The organism is Bacillus sp. MYb209, assembly GCF_002975175.1.
GTDB lineage: Bacteria > Bacillota > Bacilli > Bacillales > Bacillaceae_G > Bacillus_A.
The window spans coordinates 186,961-203,638 of the sequence record NZ_PCNZ01000005.1 but is presented as its reverse complement, the minus strand read 5'-3'; the positions used below and the strand labels follow the sequence as shown (position 1 = coordinate 203,638).

Sequence of the window (16,678 nt, the reverse complement as noted above, 5' to 3'; positions counted from 1 at the left end):
TTATAGAAAGAATTTTTACAATTGCTTAGCGAAAGGGGACTGGTACCTTCGTTGTAGCAAACTGTTTTTGATAGTATAATGAAATGAGTATGCAGTGAGAAATTTTGCTGCAAGTAGCTGAGGTGAAGAAACATGCAAAGAGTGACAAACTGTGTGTTAATTAGAGATAATGAAGTACTCTTACTCCAAAAACCTCGCCGAAATTGGTGGGTTGCACCGGGCGGGAAAATGGAGCGTGGTGAGACAGTAAGAGATACCGTTGTTCGCGAGTATCGTGAGGAAACAGGTATTTATTTAAAGAACCCAGCGTTAAAAGGGGTCTTCACCTTTGTCATCCAAGAAGGTGATAAAGTTGTTTCTGAATGGATGATGTTCTCCTTTTTAGCAACAGATTTTGCAGGAGAAAACAAATTAGAGAGCGAAGAAGGCATCATTGGTTGGCATACATTTGATAAAATTGATGATTTAGCAATGGCACCAGGAGATTATCACATTATTGATTATTTAATTAAAGGAAATGGTATAATCTACGGTACATTTGTATATACCCCAGATTTTGAGTTGCTTTCATATCGATTAGATCCGAGTTAAACCTGCAAGGAGAGGATACGATGACAGAGAATAATGATATAAAAATGGTAATTATTACAGGGATGTCTGGAGCTGGAAAAACGGTAGCATTACAAAGTTTTGAAGATTTAGGATATTTTTGTGTAGATAATTTACCACCGATGTTATTGCCGAAGTTTATTGAACTTATGGCGGATTCAAAGGGTAAAATGAATAAAGTAGCACTCGGTATTGATTTACGTGGCCGAGAGTTTTTTGAATATTTATGGGGAGCACTTGATGATTTATCAGAACGTACATGGATTATTCCTCATATTTTATTTTTAGATGCGAAAGATAGCACACTTGTAACTCGCTATAAAGAAACGAGACGTTCGCATCCACTTGCGCCAACTGGCTTGCCGTTAAAGGGAATTGAAGCTGAGCGTGGTCTATTAACTGATATGAAGGCGCGAGCGAATATTGTGCTTGATACGTCTGATTTGAAACCGAAAGAATTACGAGAGAAAATTGTTCACTTATTCTCAACAGAAACTGAGCAAGCATTTCGTGTAAATGTTATGTCATTTGGATTTAAGTACGGAATTCCAATTGATGCTGATTTAGTATTTGATGTTCGTTTTTTACCAAATCCATATTATATTCCACATATGAAGCCATTAACAGGACTGGATGAAGAAGTTTCGTCGTATGTGTTGAAATTTAATGAAACACATAAGTTTTTAGAGAAATTGACGGATCTTATCACTTTCATGCTGCCTCATTATAAAAGAGAAGGCAAGAGTCAACTTGTAATTGCGATTGGATGTACAGGTGGGCAACATCGTTCTGTTACGCTTACAGAGTACCTTGGGAAACATTTGAAACCAGAGTATAGCGTTCATGTATCTCATCGTGATGTGGAGAAGAGAAAGGGCCATTAAGGGATGAAAAAAGAGAGAAAACCTAAAATTGTTATCATGGGGGGTGGAACTGGACTTTCTGTTTTATTAAGAGGATTAAAACAATATCCTGTTGATATTACAGCAGTTGTAACAGTAGCCGACGATGGAGGCAGTTCAGGTAGACTACGTGATGAGTTAGAAATTCCACCTCCAGGTGATATTCGTAACGTACTTGTTGCGTTATCGGATGTAGAACCATTAGTGGAAGCTTTATTTCAGCACCGTTTTACAACTGGAGACGGACTGAAAGGGCATGCGTTAGGAAATTTACTATTGGCAGGTATGACTTCGATTACAGGAGACTTTTACCACGCGATTACGGAAACGAGTAAAGTATTAAATGTCAGAGGACGTGTATTACCAGCAGCGAATCAAAGTGCGGTACTTCATGCAGAATTAGAAGATGGAGAAATTGTAACAGGTGAATCAAAGATTCCTTATTTCGGGAAGAAGATTAATCGTGTCTTTTTAACTCCAGAAGATGTAGAACCGTTATGTGAAACGTTGACGGAAATTAAACGAGCTGATTTGCTTGTTTTCGGTCCAGGAAGTCTGTACACAAGTATATTACCGAATTTAGTTGTTAACAAAATTGGAGACGCTGTTCTTGCTGCAAAAGCGAAGAAGGTATATGTATGTAATGTTATGACGCAAGCGGGCGAAACGAAGGGTTATACTGCGTTTGATCATGTGCAGGCGTTACATGATCATTTAGGTAAACCATTTATCGACACTGCGATTGTAAATAATCGTGATATTCCTCGTGAATTACGTAAGTTATATGAGGAAGAAATGTCGGAACCAGTTGCACTGGATACAGATCGTTTTGCTGAACATAATATTGAAATCATTCAAGATCGATTAGCGAAATATGATGATCGTGTTGTAAGACATGATACATTAAAGTTAGCTTCTATTTTATATTCATTGTTATAAATGTGCGTTGCCTCGTTTGAGGTAACGCTCCTCATTCATATAGGACAAGATTTTTGTTCCAAAGTAATAGTATAAGGAGGTGTTGACTGTGTCATTTGCATCAGAAACAAAGAAAGAGTTGACCAACCTTGAAATGAAGGAATGCTGTGAGAAATCAGAATTATCGGCGTTGCTTCGAATGAACGGATCGCTTTCTTTTTCAAACCGTCGCCTATCTATCGATATTCAAACGGAAAATGCAGCAATTGCAAGAAGGATTTATACGCTTTTGAAAAAAGGATATGATGTGACGGTAGAATTACTTGTTCGTAAAAAAATGCGATTGAAGAAAAATAATGTATATATCGTGCGGCTTGTTGAGAAGTCTCGCGAAATATTAGCAGATCTTCACATTGTTCGAGATGACTTTTCGTTTATTCGAAATATATCGCAGGAATTAATCGAGAAGAAATGTTGTAAACGATCGTATTTACGCGGTGCATTTTTAGCAGGTGGTTCAGTAAATAACCCAGAAACATCATCTTATCATTTAGAGATCTTTTCGTTATATAAGGAACATAATGATTCTATATGTGAACTGATGAACGGATTTGATTTAAATAGTAAGACGTTGGAAAGAAGAAAAGGGTACATTACGTATTTGAAAGAAGCTGAGAAAATTACAGAGTTTTTAAATATTATAGGTGCTCATAATGCACTTTTAAGATTTGAAGATATTCGAATTGTTCGCGATATGCGTAATTCAGTAAATCGTTTAGTTAACTGCGAAACAGCTAATTTAAATAAAACAATTGGTGCAGCGCTAAGGCAAATTGAGAACATCCGCTATATTGATGAGACGGTTGGGCTTGATATTTTGCCAGATAAATTAAGAGAAATTGCACAGTTACGAAGAGATTATCAAGATGTAACATTGAAAGAGTTAGGTGAGATGGTATCCGGGGGGAAAATTAGTAAATCGGGTATTAATCATCGTTTGCGTAAAATCGATGAAATTGCAGAGAAATTACGCGCGGGGGAAACGGTAGCAAAAAAATAAGAGGTTAAAGGGGAAATGGAGCTGTGGTTCAAAAACGGGTTAAAGTTTCATTAAAAAACGGCTTACAAGCACGTCCGGCTGCGTTGTTTGTACAAGAGGCAAATCGCTTTCATTCTGATATTTTCATTGAGAAAGATGGAAAGACAGTTAATGCAAAGAGCATAATGGGGATTATGAGCTTAGCGATCGGAACTGGTAGCATGATTACAATCACAACAGAAGGTTCAGATGCAGAAGAGGCTTTGGAAGCATTAGCTGCATATGTACAATAAAAGGCTATCGCGAATGTGCGATAGCTTTTTAGTTTGCTATTTGCGGGCAGCCTGATTGGTGGGGGCTAACAATAAGTGGGGGTATGTGGATGGTTCGCGCTTGTCGGGAATTGTCGATAAATCGATATGTTGTGTCGAAACGTCGATATAATTGAAAAATCGCTGATATATTTGGAGGGATACTAGATGGGGTATATACTGCCCGGGTGCATAATAAAAAAGCACCCTGTTACACAGGGTGCTTTCACTTTTAAGTATATCTAGCTCCAGTGGCTAGCTCTTCGTGTCTAAGAACTTTCCGCATAAGAAGGCAAAAAGCGCCTTCTATGCGAAAGAACCTTAGCCAGTCAGAGCTGAACGAGCCGCCTCCGCTTTTAATTAATTAACGGCTTGTGAAAATCTTATCGATTAAGCCGTATTCTAGAGCTCTTTCTGCTGTCATGAAGTTGTCGCGGTCTGTGTCGCGTTGTAGAACTTCAAGTGGTTGACCTGTGCGGTCAGCAAGAATTTGGTTTAATTTTTCACGTAAGAATAGGATGCGTTTTGCAGCGATTTCGATTTCAGTCGCTTGACCTTGTGCACCACCAAGTGGTTGGTGAATCATTACTTCACTGTTAGGAAGAGCGAAACGTTTTCCTTTTTCACCTGCTGCAAGTAAGAATGCACCCATAGATGCAGCCATACCGATACAGATTGTTGATACTTGTGGTTTAATAAACTGCATTGTATCGTAAATTGCCATACCAGCTGTGATAGAACCACCAGGACTGTTGATATAGATGTGAATATCTTTTTCTGGATCTTGAGATTCCAAGAATAAAAGCTGGGAAACGATTGAGTTTGCTACGTTGTCATCAATTGCGCTACCAAGCATAATGATGCGGTCCTTTAATAGTCGAGAGTAAATATCGTAAGCGCGTTCTCCACGATTTGTTTGTTCAATTACTGTAGGAATTAAATTCATCTGTTATTTCCTCCTTTGAAAGCTTTCTTAGTTTATAATACAATTATGGTCAATAAAGGTCAAACGAAACCACTTTAAATCAAAAAAATATGTAGTTGTATCATGATTTATTCGCTATGTTTTTTAAATTCCCTGCTTATGTATCTTCAACATCATAACCGAATTACATAAATTTAAACGTGATTAAAGGTGTAGAAAAGGCAAAAGAACGCCTTTTTACTGAAGCGTTCTTTCGGTATTTATTCTTTTAAAAGATAGGTTACTTTATTTAAAATTTTTTCAACTTGTTTCGCGTTTTTACTATACATATCACTCGCTGATTGTGATTTCGTTTCTAAAGAGAATAATTCAAGATCAGCATGGCATTTTTTTAAAGATGCCAATAGTAAAGGTTTGTTTTGAGGAGAAGGCATTTGAAGTTTGTCATTATAAATGTCGATAGTAAGTTGTCCGTATGAGTCAACTTGACCGAGAAATACATTTTCAATGACAACGCCGAGTTTTTCTAATTCAGAATGTAACCAAGCGCGGTTATGTCCACTTGCTGAAAGAGGTTCATCTAGTACATTTCCATCCATAATAACAGTTTGTGGTTCTTTTTCGTTTGGCACTTTTAAGCTGATATCTTTTGCTGTAAGTGGTTGGCGATCTTTCTTTAATAATACATTTAATTCTCCACTCGGTTCTAGTACTGCAAATTCAACATCAGCTACGCTGAACGCATCTTTTCCTCGGAGTAGTTCAAGTAATTCGTCACTTGTATATTTTTCTTTCTTTAAGTTATCTTCGAGTATTTTTCCATCTTTTATTAATACGGTAGATTTCCCTTCAAAGAAGTCCCGAGCTGTTTTGTTCTTTAAGGAGAGGATTCCTGTGAAAAAAGGTACCACAGCGAAAATGAGTATCGCAAAGACGCCGTGGAAAAATTTTGAATCGAGCCCTGTAGATACTTGGGCAGCGATGTCACCGATTGTCATTCCGGCTATGTATTCAAAAAAGGAGAGCTGAGAGATTTGTCTTTTCCCTAACCATTTCGTAATAGCGAATAAAATGATTAATATGAATACAGAGCGAAGAATAACGAGTGTCCATTCGGGCAGGTGAGACATAGTCATTTCCTCCAGTCTACTTAAAACCCTTTATATTGAGGTTCTTCACGTTCTAATACTGAAATTCTATCCTTTAAATCAGCGATGACGCTGTCCATTTCTAACATACATTCATGAAATACGCGTTTTGATTCTTCATCCTGTGAATTTAATGAAAGGGAGCTTAAACTTGCTTGAGCCCCTCTTACACTGGCAAGGCAAGTTTTTACGCTAGCGATAACAGTCATGCAAACACCTCTTATCCTTTCGGTTTAAATAGTAATGCTCCAATGAAGCCGAAAATAATCGCTGCTGATACACCTGCGCTCGTTACTTTAAACATACCAGTAATTACGCCGACGATTCCATGTTTTGCAGCTTCTTCCATCGCACCGTGAACGAGGGCGTTTCCGAAACTTGTAATTGGTACTGTTGCCCCGGCCCCAGCGAAATCAATTAGTGGTTCATACAAATTGAATCCGTCTAATATAGCTCCAGCAACAACGAGTGTTGCCATCGTATGGGCAGGAGTAAGTTTACCGACATCAAACATAAGTTGACCAATTACACATATAAGTCCGCCAATGACGAAAGCCCAGAAAAAAATCATTGTGTTGCACCTCCAAATTCGATCGATACAGCATGAGCGATACATGGAATTGTTTCTTCTTGTTGGAATGTAATGGGAGATAGTAAAGCACCTGTCGCAACAACTAGTATCTTTTTGAATTCTCCTTTTTTCATTCTATTTAATAAATGTCCGTACACGACTGTTGCTGAACAGCCTGGGCCACTTCCGCCGGCTATTACAGGTTGACCTTCTCTATAAATGAGTAGTCCACAATCTTGAAATTGTTCACTTGTTACTTTTGTCCCATGTTTATGTAGTAAGTCATAAGCAATTTCGCGTCCAACGTGTCCGAGGTCGCCTGTTACGATTAAATCGTAGTGAGATGCATCAAGATTTCTTTCTCTTAAATGAGCTTCAATTGTATCGACAGCAGCAGGAGCCATCGCGCCCCCCATATTAAATGGATCTGTTAACCCCATATCAACAATGCGCCCAATTGTGGCGGAAGTTACTCTTGGGCCATGTCCTGTATCACTTAAAATAGCTGCGCCTGCACCGGTCACTGTCCACTGGGCAGTAGGGGGTTTTTGACCACCATATTCAGTTGGATAACGGAATTGTTTTTCCACGGCAGCGTTATGGCTTGATGCACCAGTTAATAAATATTTTGCACCTTTTGCATTTACAATACTTGCGCCAAGTGCTAAGCCTTCCATAGAGGTAGAACAAGCACCGAATAAACCGAGATAAGGTGTACCAAGTGTGCGGCAAGCAAAGCTAGTAGGTGTAATCTGGTTAATTAAATCTCCAGCGAGAACGAATTGAATATCATCTTTTCGAAGTTTCGCTTTTTCTGTAGCACGGCTACAAGCTTCTTCAAACAAAATTTTATGTGCTTTTTCATAGGAATCTTGTCCGAGCCATAAATCTTCATGAAGGGTATCGAAGTCTTCAGGGATTTTTCCCTTTGCCTCAAAGGGGCCACCGACTACACCTGTTGAGATTATAACTGGTTTGTTTTCGAATACCCATGTTCGGTGTCCTTGTAACATTTACAGCCCTCCCCATTGAAAGAGAATGGTTTTAATAAGAGCGATGACGAAAGCTGAAAATACGCCAAACAAAATAACTGATCCTGCTAGTTTAAACATGTTACCCCCAACGCCGAGAACAAACCCTTCTGTACGGTGTTCAATACATGCAGCGATAACGGAGTTGCCAAATCCCGTAACAGGCACCGCAGTACCAGCGCCGGCGAATTGCCCAAGGCGATCGTAGACGCCAAATCCCGTCAGTAGCATAGAAATAAAAATAAGAGTTGCAACTGTAGGATTTCCAGCAGATCTTTCAGTGAAATCGAAATAAGTAATATAAAAGGTGGAAATCAGTTGGCCTATTAGACAAATTAATCCCCCGACGAAAAAAGCTTTTATACAATTTTTTAAAACGGGGCGCTTCGGTTCGCGCTGTTGTTCGAATTTTTTATATTCTTGTTGTACAGGTGTTAAATTTTTATCTTTACTAGACATTTCAATCCTTCCTTCTCTTTTAGAAAGCTTAAATATTAGATCCCATTTCTGATTGGATGAGTTTCAATTGTTTTTTTATGCCATCCTTACTTACTTTCTTTTTCTTAATTTTGTTTTCAAGTTCTTCTATGAGCATAAAGATCTTTTTGTCTGTACTTACACGAATATCGAAAGTAGGGTTTTCATCACTTAGCTTCTTTTTTAATTTGCTTCGTAACGGTTTTAAACCAAATCTTTCGTGATGTTCAGGTTTGACGGCTATGTAAAGATCTAAATTTGTATTAACTGCGGTAGCTTCTATAATTCCCTCCGTAGCGAGAGCTTTTTTCTTAGCTTCTTGCGATATAGATTGATTAAAGGATTCTGTACTCATTTTTGTTAACTTGGGGCCCTTTTCTTCTTTCGTTCGTTTTGCGTCTTCTTTCTTTACCTTTTTATCTAATGGGCTATTATCACATCCGGTAAGTGAACCGAATAGGAGCACAAATAACGCGGCTATGATTCCGAGTTTTCGCATTATAATCATTCCATTTCTATTGCATTATGTAATTTGATAGAAAAAGGATGATTGCATATCATCCTTTTTCTCAAATTGTGTACCATTAGATGAAATGGCACTTTTGGTTATTGCTGTGTGTATTGTGGTTCTTCTTGTTGGACTTCTTCAACACGTGGGTTTAAAGAATCAATAATCGTTTGCGTTTGCTGCGCAGCTGTTTGGAAAAGTTGCTTTGCTTGTTGGTTATCCGTATCAAGAGCGAATCCCTCTAAGCTAGCTTGTGCACTTTTTAATCCAGAAACAGTTTGCTTTAGTTTTGTAATTACAGTCATTGAATGAAGCCCCCTTTGGAATGTCAATTCAAAGATTATAATTTGTGATTTGGGGTGAACTTATGATTGGAAAATTTAGGAGAGAAATGTATTTATATGCTTCTAGCTAAGGTGTGTAAAGGATTAAGGGGATATTTTTATTGATTTAGATGGATTTTATTGCTATTATTATGAGAAGAAAATGAAGTCTGTTTTATAATCATGCGCCCATAGCTCAGTCGGATAGAGCGGTGGTTTCCGGTACCACGTCTGCCGGGGGTTCGAATCCCTCTGGGCGCGTCAAAAAGTCCTAACTTACGTTTTGTAGGTTAGGGCTTTTTTATTTCCCTCTTGTTATATCTAGTTATAGGATTTACTATTAGTATGTGGTGATAATAAATTAGGTTCATTATTTTCTTTCAATATTATTCAAATTTCGGTTGTAAGATGTAAATCTCATTAATACATATAAATTAATAATATTTTGGAATGGGTGTCTGCGTTAGGATTCTCCTTTTACCAAACTTATTGTACAATAGAAACAAGGGGGAGATTAGTTTGAAGGCAAGTCTTTTACAAGAACAAAGCTTACGTTTGGCAATGACACAAGAGTTAAGGCAAGCGATTACAATGCTCCAGTATAATGTACAAGAATTATCGGAGTTTTTGTATGAGCAATCGTTAGAGAATCCCCTTATTGAGTTAGGTGGTTTTGAGAGGGAGAAGAAAAAGAGCTCTAACACAAGTAAAAGTACCAGCAAACAAGTCGACAATCAAATGGAAATCTACAGTGTAGATTCGATAACGATTCAGCAACATTTATTAAATCAACTCCAGTATTATAAAATAGATGAAGAAGAGCGAAAAACAGCTTCTTTCATTATTATGAACATGGATGGAAATGGCTATTTACAAGAAACAAATGAAGAGCTATCAGAGCTTCTTTCTGCGCCGATCGATGTAGTGGACCGTTCTGTAGAGCTTGTTCAATCGTTAGAGCCAGCAGGGGTAGGTGCGCGTAATATTCAGGAATGTCTATCAATCCAATTGAAGCGCTTACAAAGAAGGAATGGGTTAGCGGAAGAAATTATAGATGATCATTTTAATTATTTCGTTAAGAAAGATTGGCGAAAGCTTGTTCACGCTATGAAGTGTACCAACGAGGAATTACAGGATGCGGTGAACTGTATTACATCATTACAGCCGAAACCAGGTCTTGCATTTTCTTCTGATAAACCACTTTATATCGTGCCTGATATGGCGGTGAAAAAAAATGGCGATCATCTCGTTTTACAGATGAATGAGAGAAATATGCCGAGAATTGAAATTCACTCTGAGTATAGTGCGTTACTAAATAATAGTGAAAGTGAAGTGGCTTCTTACGTATCGGAGAAGTATCAGCATGTGCAATGGATTATGCGCAGTTTGAAACAGAGAAAACAAACACTTCTGCAAGTGATGAATATTATTATGGAAAAACAGCATGATTTCTTCTGGGAAGGTCCAGAGTATTTAAAACCACTTGCTTTAAAAGAGGTGGCGGAAGAGTTAGGTGTGCATGAGTCTACAATTAGTCGTGCAACGCGTAATAAATATGTGCAAACGCCGCACGGTTTATTTGAGATGAAATCGTTCTTTAGTAATGCTATTTCTACGACGGAAGATGAGGCGGTTTCTACAAAGCGTGTGAAACAATTCATTCAAACGCTTGTTGGAGCGGAAAATAAGAAAAAGCCACTTTCGGATCAAAAGATTTCAAAATTATTAGAAGAAGAGCATGAAATCGTTATTTCTCGCAGAACGGTTGCGAAATATAGAGAACAAATGCATATTCCTGCTTCGTCTCTAAGAAAAACAATTGGATAGGTGAAGAAGATGAAAGTTGTACTATATACAAAAAAAGATTGTGGTCTTTGCGAAAAGGCGAAACAAGTTTTAAAGGAAGTACAATATGAATATTCTTTTCAAATTGAGGAAATAGATATATATGAAGATAATGAACTTTTAGAGAAATACCATCTAATGATTCCTGTTGTAGAAATAGGCGGAAGACAAGTAGAATATGGTAACATTCACAAAGGTGTCATAATAAACTATATAAACAATGCAGTTAAGAGTTGAATAAGTTTCTATCTCCTGTTACAATAATACACGTAGCAGGGATTATTTTTTTAACCAAAGTGGGACACAAAATGTCACTATGGGACATAAAGTGACCACGGAGGAAAATGAACCGATGTAGTGAGGAGAAAAGATATGCGCTCATGGATTCAGAACACAAAAAAATTATTACCTGATCTGCTACCTGTTATGCAAACGAGAATGCAAGTGCTTCAGTACATTAGGCTTATGCAGCCGATTGGAAGAAGAAACTTATCTGCAAGTCTCGGTATGACAGAACGAGTATTGCGAAGTGAAGTTCAAGTTTTGAAAGAACAAAACTTAGTTCACGTCGCTTCTTCTGGAATGACTTTGACAGAAGAAGGAACAGCTTTAGTTCTTGCTTTGGAAGACTTTATGAAAGAAATTTCCGGGTTAAAGGTTTTAGAAAAACAACTTAAGGAAACATTAGACTTGGATGAAGTTTTCGTTGTCCCTGGTGATAGTGATGAATCACCTTGGGTCAAACTGGAGATGGGCCGTGCTTGTGTGACTTGTATAAAAGACCGTCTGACAGTGAATAATATCGTTGCTGTGGCTGGAGGAACTACGCTAGCTGCTGCTGCGGACATGATGCAACTTGATTGCAAAGATTTACATATGCTATTTGTCCCAGCACGTGGTGGAATTGGAGAAGGTGTCGAGTTAGAAGCCAATACCATTTGCGCCAAAATGGCACAAAATACGATGAGTAATTATCGCTTATTGTATGTTCCAGATCACGTTAGTAGCGAAGCATATGCGTCTATTGTAATAGAGCCCTCCGTGAAAGAAGTTCTTGAGTTGATTCGATCTTCCAATATCGTCATTCATGGAATTGGTGATGCGTTAACAATGGCACGTCGCAGAAATACTTCAGAAGCAGATTGGTTAAAGATTCAGGCAAGCGAAGCAGTTGGCGAAGCTTTCGGTTACTACTTTAATGAACAAGGAAATGTTGTTCATAAAGTAAGAACAGTTGGTATGCAACTTGAAGATTTACAACATGTATCTCACGTTGTCGCAGTCGCTGGAGGTTCTTCAAAAGCAAAAGCAATACAGGCTGTAATAAAGCAAGGGCACACTTCAATTCTAATTACAGATGAAGGTGCAGCAAAACAATTAACAAAGGGTATTACCCTTTAATATAATCCCCCAAGGAGGAAATTTAAATGACTAAAATTGGTATTAATGGATTTGGACGTATCGGACGTAACGTATTCCGCGCAGCTCTTAACAACTCTGAGGTAGAAGTAGTAGCAATCAACGACTTAACAGATGCTAAAACATTAGCTCACCTTTTAAAATATGATACAGTTCACGGAACTTTAAATGCAGAAGTATCTGCTAACGAAAACAGCATCGTTGTTAACGGTAAAGAAATTAAAGTTATCGCTGAGCGTGACCCAGCTCAATTACCATGGAGCGACTACGGAGTAGAAGTAGTAGTAGAATCTACTGGCCGTTTCACTAAAAAATCAGACGCTGAGAAACACTTAGGTGGATCAGTTAAGAAAGTTATCATCTCAGCTCCAGCTTCTGACGAAGATATCACTGTAGTTATGGGTGTTAACCACGAAGAATACGATGCAGCTAACCACAACGTAGTATCTAATGCTTCTTGTACTACAAACTGTCTAGCTCCATTCGCTAAAGTATTAAACGAAAAATTCGGCGTAAAACGCGGAATGATGACAACAATTCACTCTTACACTAACGACCAACAAATCTTAGACTTACCACACAAAGATTTACGTCGTGCTCGTGCAGCAGCTGAAAACATGATCCCAACATCTACTGGTGCTGCTAAAGCTGTAGCATTAGTATTACCAGAACTTAAAGGTAAATTAAACGGCGGCGCTGTACGTGTTCCAACTGCTAACGTTTCTCTTGTTGACTTAGTTGTTGAACTTGACAAAGAAGTAACAGTTGAAGATGTAAACGCAGCATTCAAAGCAGCTTCTGAAGGCGAATTAAAAGGTATCCTTGGATACAGCGAAGAGCCATTAGTATCTATCGACTATAACGGATGTACAGCTTCTTCTACAATCGATGCATTATCTACAATGGTAATGGAAGGTAACATGGTTAAAGTACTTTCTTGGTACGATAACGAAACTGGTTACTCTAACCGCGTAGTAGACCTAGCTGCATACATGACTTCTAAAGGTCTTTAATTCTTAAGTATATAAGCAATCAATGACAAAACGAGGGAGAGGGTTTGTTCCCTCTCTCTCTTCTTTCGTTTTAGAAGCAAATGTGTTAAGCTTTTGAATGGGTTTTGTCAATCCTAACTAGTAGTCGGAGGGAAATCCAATGAACAAAAAATCAATTCGTGACGTAGATTTAAAAGGTAAGCGCGTATTTTGCCGCGTTGATTTCAACGTACCTATGAAAGAAGGCAAAATTACAGATGAAACTCGTATCCGTGCAGCTCTTCCTACAATTCAATATTTAGTAGAGCAAGGTGCGAAAGTAATTTTAGCAAGTCATTTAGGCCGTCCAAAAGGTCAAGCAGTAGAAGAATTACGTCTTACTCCAGTAGCAGCACGTTTAGGCGAGCTTCTTGGTAAAGATGTTAAAAAAGCGGACGAAGCATTCGGACCAGTTGCACAAGAAATGGTTGCAGCAATGAACGAAGGCGACGTAGTAGTTCTTGAAAACGTACGTTTCTATGCGGGCGAAGAAAAGAACGATGCAGAACTTGCGAAAGAATTTGCAGCTCTTGCTGATATCTTCGTAAACGATGCATTCGGTGCAGCTCACCGTGCTCACGCTTCTACAGCAGGAATCGCAGACTACCTACCAGCAGTATCTGGTTTATTAATGGAAAAAGAGTTAGATGTATTAGGTAAAGCACTTTCTAACCCAGAACGTCCATTCACAGCTATCATCGGTGGTGCGAAAGTAAAAGATAAAATCGGTGTAATTCGTCATCTATTAGACAAAGTAGATAACTTAATCATCGGTGGCGGACTTGCTTACACATTCGTTAAAGCTTTAGGTCATGAGATTGGTCTATCTCTATGTGAAAACGACAAAATTGAACTAGCTAAAGAATTTATGCAACTTGCAAAAGAAAAAGGCGTAAACTTCTATATGCCAGTTGATGTTGTCATCACAGAGGAATTCTCTGAAACTGCAACAACTCAAATCGTTGGTATCGACTCTATCCCTTCTACATGGGAAGGCGTGGACATCGGTCCTAAAACACGTGAAATTTATGCAGATGTAATTAAAAACTCTAAGCTTGTTGTATGGAATGGACCAATGGGTGTATTCGAAATGACTCCATTCGCAGAAGGTACAAAAGCAGTAGGGCAAGCATTAGCAGATGCAGAAGATACATACTCTGTTATCGGCGGTGGTGACTCTGCAGCAGCTGTTGAAAAATTCGGTATGGCTGATAAAATGAGCCACATTTCTACTGGCGGCGGTGCGTCATTAGAATTCATGGAAGGCAAAGAGCTTCCAGGTGTAGTTTGTCTTAACGACAAATAAGTAGCAGCCAAAGAAAAAGGACGGTGCAAAGCATGCGTAAACCAATTATCGCAGGTAACTGGAAAATGAATAAAACTCTATCTGAAGCAGTTAGCTTCGTAGAGGAAGTTAAAGGTCAAATCCCAGCAGCTTCAGCTGTTGATGCAGTAGTTTGCTCTCCAGCTCTATTCCTAGAGCGTCTTGTAGCAAAGGCTGAAGGAACTGACTTACAAGTAGGTGCACAAAACATGCACTTCGAAAAAAATGGTGCGTTCACTGGTGAAATTAGCCCAGTAGCACTTAGCGACTTAAAAGTAGGCTACGTAGTACTTGGCCACTCTGAGCGTCGTGAAATGTTTGCTGAAACAGACGAATCAGTAAACAAAAAGACTCTAGCAGCATTTGAACATGGTTTAACACCAATCGTTTGTTGTGGTGAGACTTTAGAAGAGCGCGAAAGCGGAAAAACATTTGATCTAGTAGCAGGTCAAGTGACAAAAGCACTTGCAGGTTTAACAGAAGAGCAAGTTAAAGTAACTATTATCGCTTATGAGCCAATCTGGGCTATCGGTACAGGTAAATCTTCTTCTTCTGCAGATGCAAATGAAGTATGTGCGCACATCCGTAAAGTTGTTGCAGAAGCTGTTTCTCCAGAAGCTGCAGAAGCTGTTCGTATTCAATACGGCGGTAGCGTAAAACCAGAAAACATTAAAGAGTATATGGCACAATCTGACATCGACGGCGCTTTAGTTGGCGGTGCTAGCTTAGAGCCTGCTTCGTTCTTAGGTCTTCTGGGGGCGGTAAAATGAGAAAGCCAACAGCTTTAATCATTCTTGATGGTTTCGGACTACGTGAAGAAACTTACGGGAATGCTGTAGCACAAGCTAAGAAACCTAATTTTGATGGTTACTGGAACAAATTCCCTCACACAACGCTTACAGCTTGTGGTGAGGAAGTAGGTCTTCCAGCAGGTCAAATGGGTAACTCTGAGGTTGGTCATTTAAATATCGGTGCTGGCCGCGTAGTATATCAAAGCTTAACACGCGTAAACGTTGCAATTCGTGAAGGTGAGTTCGATCAGAACGAAACTTTCCGAAATGCAATTAAAAGCGTGAAAGAAAAAGGTACTGCTCTTCATTTATTCGGTTTACTTTCTGATGGTGGTGTGCACAGTCATATGAACCATATGTTTGCTCTTCTTCGCTTAGCAGCAAAAGAAGGCGTGGAGAAAGTATATATCCATGCATTCTTAGATGGCCGCGATGTTGGACCACAAACAGCAAAAGGTTATATCGATGCAACAAATGAAGTAATTAAAGAAACAGGAGTAGGACAATTCGCGACTATCTCTGGTCGTTATTACTCCATGGACCGTGACAAGCGTTGGGATCGCGTAGAAAAATGTTACCGTGCTATGGTGAATGGTGAAGGCCCTACTTATAAATCAGCAGAAGAGTGTGTAGAAGACTCTTATGCAAATGGTATATATGATGAATTCGTATTGCCGTCTGTAATTGTTAACGAAGATGACACGCCAGTTGCAACAATCAATAATGATGATGCAGTTATCTTCTATAACTTCCGTCCAGACCGTGCAATTCAAATTGCTCGTGTATTTACAAACGAAGACTTCCGTGAGTTCGATCGTGGTGAAAAAGTACCTCACATTCCTGAATTCGTTTGTATGACACATTTCAGTGAAACTGTAGATGGTTACGTGGCATTCAAGCCAATGAACCTTGATAACACATTAGGTGAAGTTGTTGCGCAAGCGGGATTAAAGCAACTTCGCATCGCGGAAACTGAAAAGTATCCGCACGTTACATTCTTCTTTAGCGGTGGTCGTGAGGCTGAATTCCCAGGAGAAGAGCGTATTTTAATTAACTCACCGAAGGTTGCAACGTATGACTTGAAACCTGAAATGAGCATTTATGAAGTAACGGACGCTTTAGTAAATGAAATCGAAAATGATAAACATGATGTTATCATTCTTAACTTTGCAAACTGTGATATGGTTGGCCATTCTGGGATGATGGAACCAACAATTAAAGCAGTAGAAGCAACTGACGAATGTTTAGGAAAAGTTGTAGAAGCGATTCTTGCAAAAGATGGTGTAGCACTTATTACTGCTGACCATGGTAATGCTGATCAGGAGTTAACTGCTGATGGTGGACCAATGACAGCTCATACAACTAACCCGGTTCCTTTCATCGTTACAAAAAATGATGTAGAGCTTCGTGAAGGTGGTATTTTAGGAGATATCGCACCAACAATGCTTACACTTTTAAATGTGGAACAACCGAAAGAAATGACAGGTAAAACAATTATTAAATAAT

General features: G+C 38.9%; 20 protein-coding genes and 1 tRNA gene. 13 read left to right on the top strand and 8 right to left on the bottom strand.

All coding sequences use genetic code 11. The features are described from left to right. Nucleotides 1–132 precede the first annotated feature (132 nt). From CQZ94_RS12285 to CQZ94_RS12265, 5 genes are all read left to right on the top strand, one after another. Nucleotides 133–591, top strand: a complete 459-nt coding sequence (locus CQZ94_RS12285; protein ID WP_002124062.1) for an NUDIX hydrolase — start codon at nucleotides 133–135, stop codon at nucleotides 589–591. 20 nt (nucleotides 592–611) lie between these two features. Continuing rightward, nucleotides 612–1,493, top strand: a complete 882-nt coding sequence (gene rapZ, locus CQZ94_RS12280; RefSeq protein ID WP_002016084.1) for an RNase adapter RapZ — start codon at nucleotides 612–614, stop codon at nucleotides 1,491–1,493. Between the two features lie 3 nt (nucleotides 1,494–1,496). Beyond that, on the top strand, nucleotides 1,497–2,450 hold the full coding sequence (locus CQZ94_RS12275) for a gluconeogenesis factor YvcK family protein (protein ID WP_105585602.1): 954 nt from the start codon (nucleotides 1,497–1,499) through the stop codon (nucleotides 2,448–2,450). 88 nt (nucleotides 2,451–2,538) lie between these two features. Continuing rightward, nucleotides 2,539–3,489, top strand: coding sequence for a DNA-binding protein WhiA (gene whiA, locus CQZ94_RS12270; RefSeq protein WP_002016082.1), 951 nt, complete (start codon nucleotides 2,539–2,541; stop codon nucleotides 3,487–3,489). A 23-nt stretch (nucleotides 3,490–3,512) separates the two neighbouring features. Next, on the top strand, nucleotides 3,513–3,761 hold the full coding sequence (locus tag CQZ94_RS12265; protein WP_105585601.1) for an HPr family phosphocarrier protein: 249 nt from the start codon (nucleotides 3,513–3,515) through the stop codon (nucleotides 3,759–3,761). A gap of 382 nt (nucleotides 3,762–4,143) precedes the next feature. Here the strand turns inward: CQZ94_RS12265 and clpP are convergent, their stop codons facing one another. The 8 genes from clpP to CQZ94_RS12225 form a co-directional block, all read right to left on the bottom strand. After that, nucleotides 4,144–4,725 carry an ATP-dependent Clp endopeptidase proteolytic subunit ClpP gene (gene clpP / locus CQZ94_RS12260; protein WP_002159906.1) on the bottom strand — a complete coding sequence of 194 codons (582 nt, stop codon included), beginning with the start codon at nucleotides 4,723–4,725 and terminating at the stop codon, nucleotides 4,144–4,146. 239 nt (nucleotides 4,726–4,964) lie between these two features. Next, nucleotides 4,965–5,834: a DUF421 domain-containing protein gene (locus tag CQZ94_RS12255; RefSeq protein ID WP_105585600.1), complete on the bottom strand. Its 870-nt coding sequence runs from the start codon at nucleotides 5,832–5,834 to the stop codon at nucleotides 4,965–4,967. A 20-nt stretch (nucleotides 5,835–5,854) separates the two neighbouring features. Next, nucleotides 5,855–6,061, bottom strand: coding sequence for a DUF1657 domain-containing protein (locus CQZ94_RS12250; protein ID WP_000215909.1), 207 nt, complete (start codon nucleotides 6,059–6,061; stop codon nucleotides 5,855–5,857). Nucleotides 6,062–6,072: 11 nt separating this feature from the next. Then, nucleotides 6,073–6,423: a stage V sporulation protein AE gene (gene spoVAE / locus CQZ94_RS12245; RefSeq protein ID WP_000575919.1), complete on the bottom strand. Its 351-nt coding sequence runs from the start codon at nucleotides 6,421–6,423 to the stop codon at nucleotides 6,073–6,075. Beyond that, nucleotides 6,420–7,436, bottom strand: a complete 1,017-nt coding sequence (gene spoVAD, locus CQZ94_RS12240) for a stage V sporulation protein AD (RefSeq protein WP_105585599.1) — start codon at nucleotides 7,434–7,436, stop codon at nucleotides 6,420–6,422. Before spoVAD ends, spoVAE begins: the two co-directional genes overlap by 4 nt. Continuing rightward, nucleotides 7,437–7,913, bottom strand: coding sequence for a stage V sporulation protein AC (gene spoVAC / locus CQZ94_RS12235; RefSeq protein ID WP_002034730.1), 477 nt, complete (start codon nucleotides 7,911–7,913; stop codon nucleotides 7,437–7,439). 28 nt (nucleotides 7,914–7,941) lie between these two features. Beyond that, the gene (locus CQZ94_RS12230; RefSeq protein ID WP_105585598.1) at nucleotides 7,942–8,430 is read right to left on the bottom strand and encodes a YhcN/YlaJ family sporulation lipoprotein; all 489 of its coding nucleotides are present in this window, start codon (nucleotides 8,428–8,430) and stop codon (nucleotides 7,942–7,944) included. A gap of 107 nt (nucleotides 8,431–8,537) precedes the next feature. Beyond that, nucleotides 8,538–8,744 carry a DUF1657 domain-containing protein gene (locus tag CQZ94_RS12225; protein ID WP_000216167.1) on the bottom strand — a complete coding sequence of 69 codons (207 nt, stop codon included), beginning with the start codon at nucleotides 8,742–8,744 and terminating at the stop codon, nucleotides 8,538–8,540. Nucleotides 8,745–8,947: 203 nt separating this feature from the next. Here CQZ94_RS12225 and CQZ94_RS12220 point away from each other — a divergent pair. The 8 genes from CQZ94_RS12220 to gpmI all read left to right on the top strand — a co-directional run bounded on the left by CQZ94_RS12220 (nucleotide 8,948) and on the right by gpmI (nucleotide 16,677). Continuing rightward, nucleotides 8,948–9,023 (top strand) — tRNA-Arg (locus tag CQZ94_RS12220). Nucleotides 9,024–9,281: 258 nt separating this feature from the next. Then, on the top strand, nucleotides 9,282–10,589 hold the full coding sequence (gene rpoN / locus CQZ94_RS12215; protein ID WP_105585597.1) for an RNA polymerase factor sigma-54: 1,308 nt from the start codon (nucleotides 9,282–9,284) through the stop codon (nucleotides 10,587–10,589). A gap of 9 nt (nucleotides 10,590–10,598) precedes the next feature. Further along, nucleotides 10,599–10,844, top strand: a complete 246-nt coding sequence (locus tag CQZ94_RS12210; protein WP_105585596.1) for a glutaredoxin family protein — start codon at nucleotides 10,599–10,601, stop codon at nucleotides 10,842–10,844. 135 nt (nucleotides 10,845–10,979) lie between these two features. Beyond that, entirely contained in the window at nucleotides 10,980–12,008 is a 1,029-nt protein-coding gene (gene cggR / locus CQZ94_RS12205) for a gapA transcriptional regulator CggR (RefSeq protein WP_002144912.1), read from the top strand. A 26-nt stretch (nucleotides 12,009–12,034) separates the two neighbouring features. Beyond that, a complete protein-coding gene (gap, locus tag CQZ94_RS12200; protein ID WP_070145443.1) occupies nucleotides 12,035–13,039 on the top strand; it encodes a type I glyceraldehyde-3-phosphate dehydrogenase in 1,005 nt (334 codons plus the stop codon). A 139-nt stretch (nucleotides 13,040–13,178) separates the two neighbouring features. Further along, a complete protein-coding gene (locus CQZ94_RS12195; protein ID WP_002112800.1) occupies nucleotides 13,179–14,363 on the top strand; it encodes a phosphoglycerate kinase in 1,185 nt (394 codons plus the stop codon). Between the two features lie 32 nt (nucleotides 14,364–14,395). Next, nucleotides 14,396–15,151 (top strand): triose-phosphate isomerase, encoded by a 756-nt coding sequence (tpiA, locus tag CQZ94_RS12190; protein ID WP_105585595.1) that lies wholly within the window; start codon nucleotides 14,396–14,398, stop codon nucleotides 15,149–15,151. After that, the gene (gene gpmI, locus CQZ94_RS12185) at nucleotides 15,148–16,677 is read left to right on the top strand and encodes a 2,3-bisphosphoglycerate-independent phosphoglycerate mutase (protein ID WP_105585594.1); all 1,530 of its coding nucleotides are present in this window, start codon (nucleotides 15,148–15,150) and stop codon (nucleotides 16,675–16,677) included. Before tpiA ends, gpmI begins: the two co-directional genes overlap by 4 nt. Nucleotide 16,678 lies beyond the last annotated feature (1 nt).

What these genes read in the sequence shown, in the direction of transcription:
- CQZ94_RS12210 (WP_105585596.1), top strand. Translation starts at nt 10,599, where the DNA reads ATGAAAGTTGTACTATATACAAAAAAAGATTGTGGTCTTTGCGAAAAG.
- clpP (WP_002159906.1), bottom strand. Translation starts at nt 4,725, where the DNA reads ATGAATTTAATTCCTACAGTAATTGAACAAACAAATCGTGGAGAACGC.
- cggR (WP_002144912.1), top strand. Translation starts at nt 10,980, where the DNA reads ATGCGCTCATGGATTCAGAACACAAAAAAATTATTACCTGATCTGCTA.
- spoVAD (WP_105585599.1), bottom strand. Translation starts at nt 7,436, where the DNA reads ATGTTACAAGGACACCGAACATGGGTATTCGAAAACAAACCAGTTATA.
- tpiA (WP_105585595.1), top strand. Translation starts at nt 14,396, where the DNA reads ATGCGTAAACCAATTATCGCAGGTAACTGGAAAATGAATAAAACTCTA.
- gap (WP_070145443.1), top strand. Translation starts at nt 12,035, where the DNA reads ATGACTAAAATTGGTATTAATGGATTTGGACGTATCGGACGTAACGTA.
- rapZ (WP_002016084.1), top strand. Translation starts at nt 612, where the DNA reads ATGACAGAGAATAATGATATAAAAATGGTAATTATTACAGGGATGTCT.
- spoVAC (WP_002034730.1), bottom strand. Translation starts at nt 7,913, where the DNA reads ATGTCTAGTAAAGATAAAAATTTAACACCTGTACAACAAGAATATAAA.
- gpmI (WP_105585594.1), top strand. Translation starts at nt 15,148, where the DNA reads ATGAGAAAGCCAACAGCTTTAATCATTCTTGATGGTTTCGGACTACGT.
- CQZ94_RS12230 (WP_105585598.1), bottom strand. Translation starts at nt 8,430, where the DNA reads ATGCGAAAACTCGGAATCATAGCCGCGTTATTTGTGCTCCTATTCGGT.
- CQZ94_RS12225 (WP_000216167.1), bottom strand. Translation starts at nt 8,744, where the DNA reads ATGACTGTAATTACAAAACTAAAGCAAACTGTTTCTGGATTAAAAAGT.
- CQZ94_RS12275 (WP_105585602.1), top strand. Translation starts at nt 1,497, where the DNA reads ATGAAAAAAGAGAGAAAACCTAAAATTGTTATCATGGGGGGTGGAACT.
- CQZ94_RS12250 (WP_000215909.1), bottom strand. Translation starts at nt 6,061, where the DNA reads ATGACTGTTATCGCTAGCGTAAAAACTTGCCTTGCCAGTGTAAGAGGG.
- CQZ94_RS12195 (WP_002112800.1), top strand. Translation starts at nt 13,179, where the DNA reads ATGAACAAAAAATCAATTCGTGACGTAGATTTAAAAGGTAAGCGCGTA.
- spoVAE (WP_000575919.1), bottom strand. Translation starts at nt 6,423, where the DNA reads ATGATTTTTTTCTGGGCTTTCGTCATTGGCGGACTTATATGTGTAATT.
- CQZ94_RS12255 (WP_105585600.1), bottom strand. Translation starts at nt 5,834, where the DNA reads ATGTCTCACCTGCCCGAATGGACACTCGTTATTCTTCGCTCTGTATTC.
- CQZ94_RS12285 (WP_002124062.1), top strand. Translation starts at nt 133, where the DNA reads ATGCAAAGAGTGACAAACTGTGTGTTAATTAGAGATAATGAAGTACTC.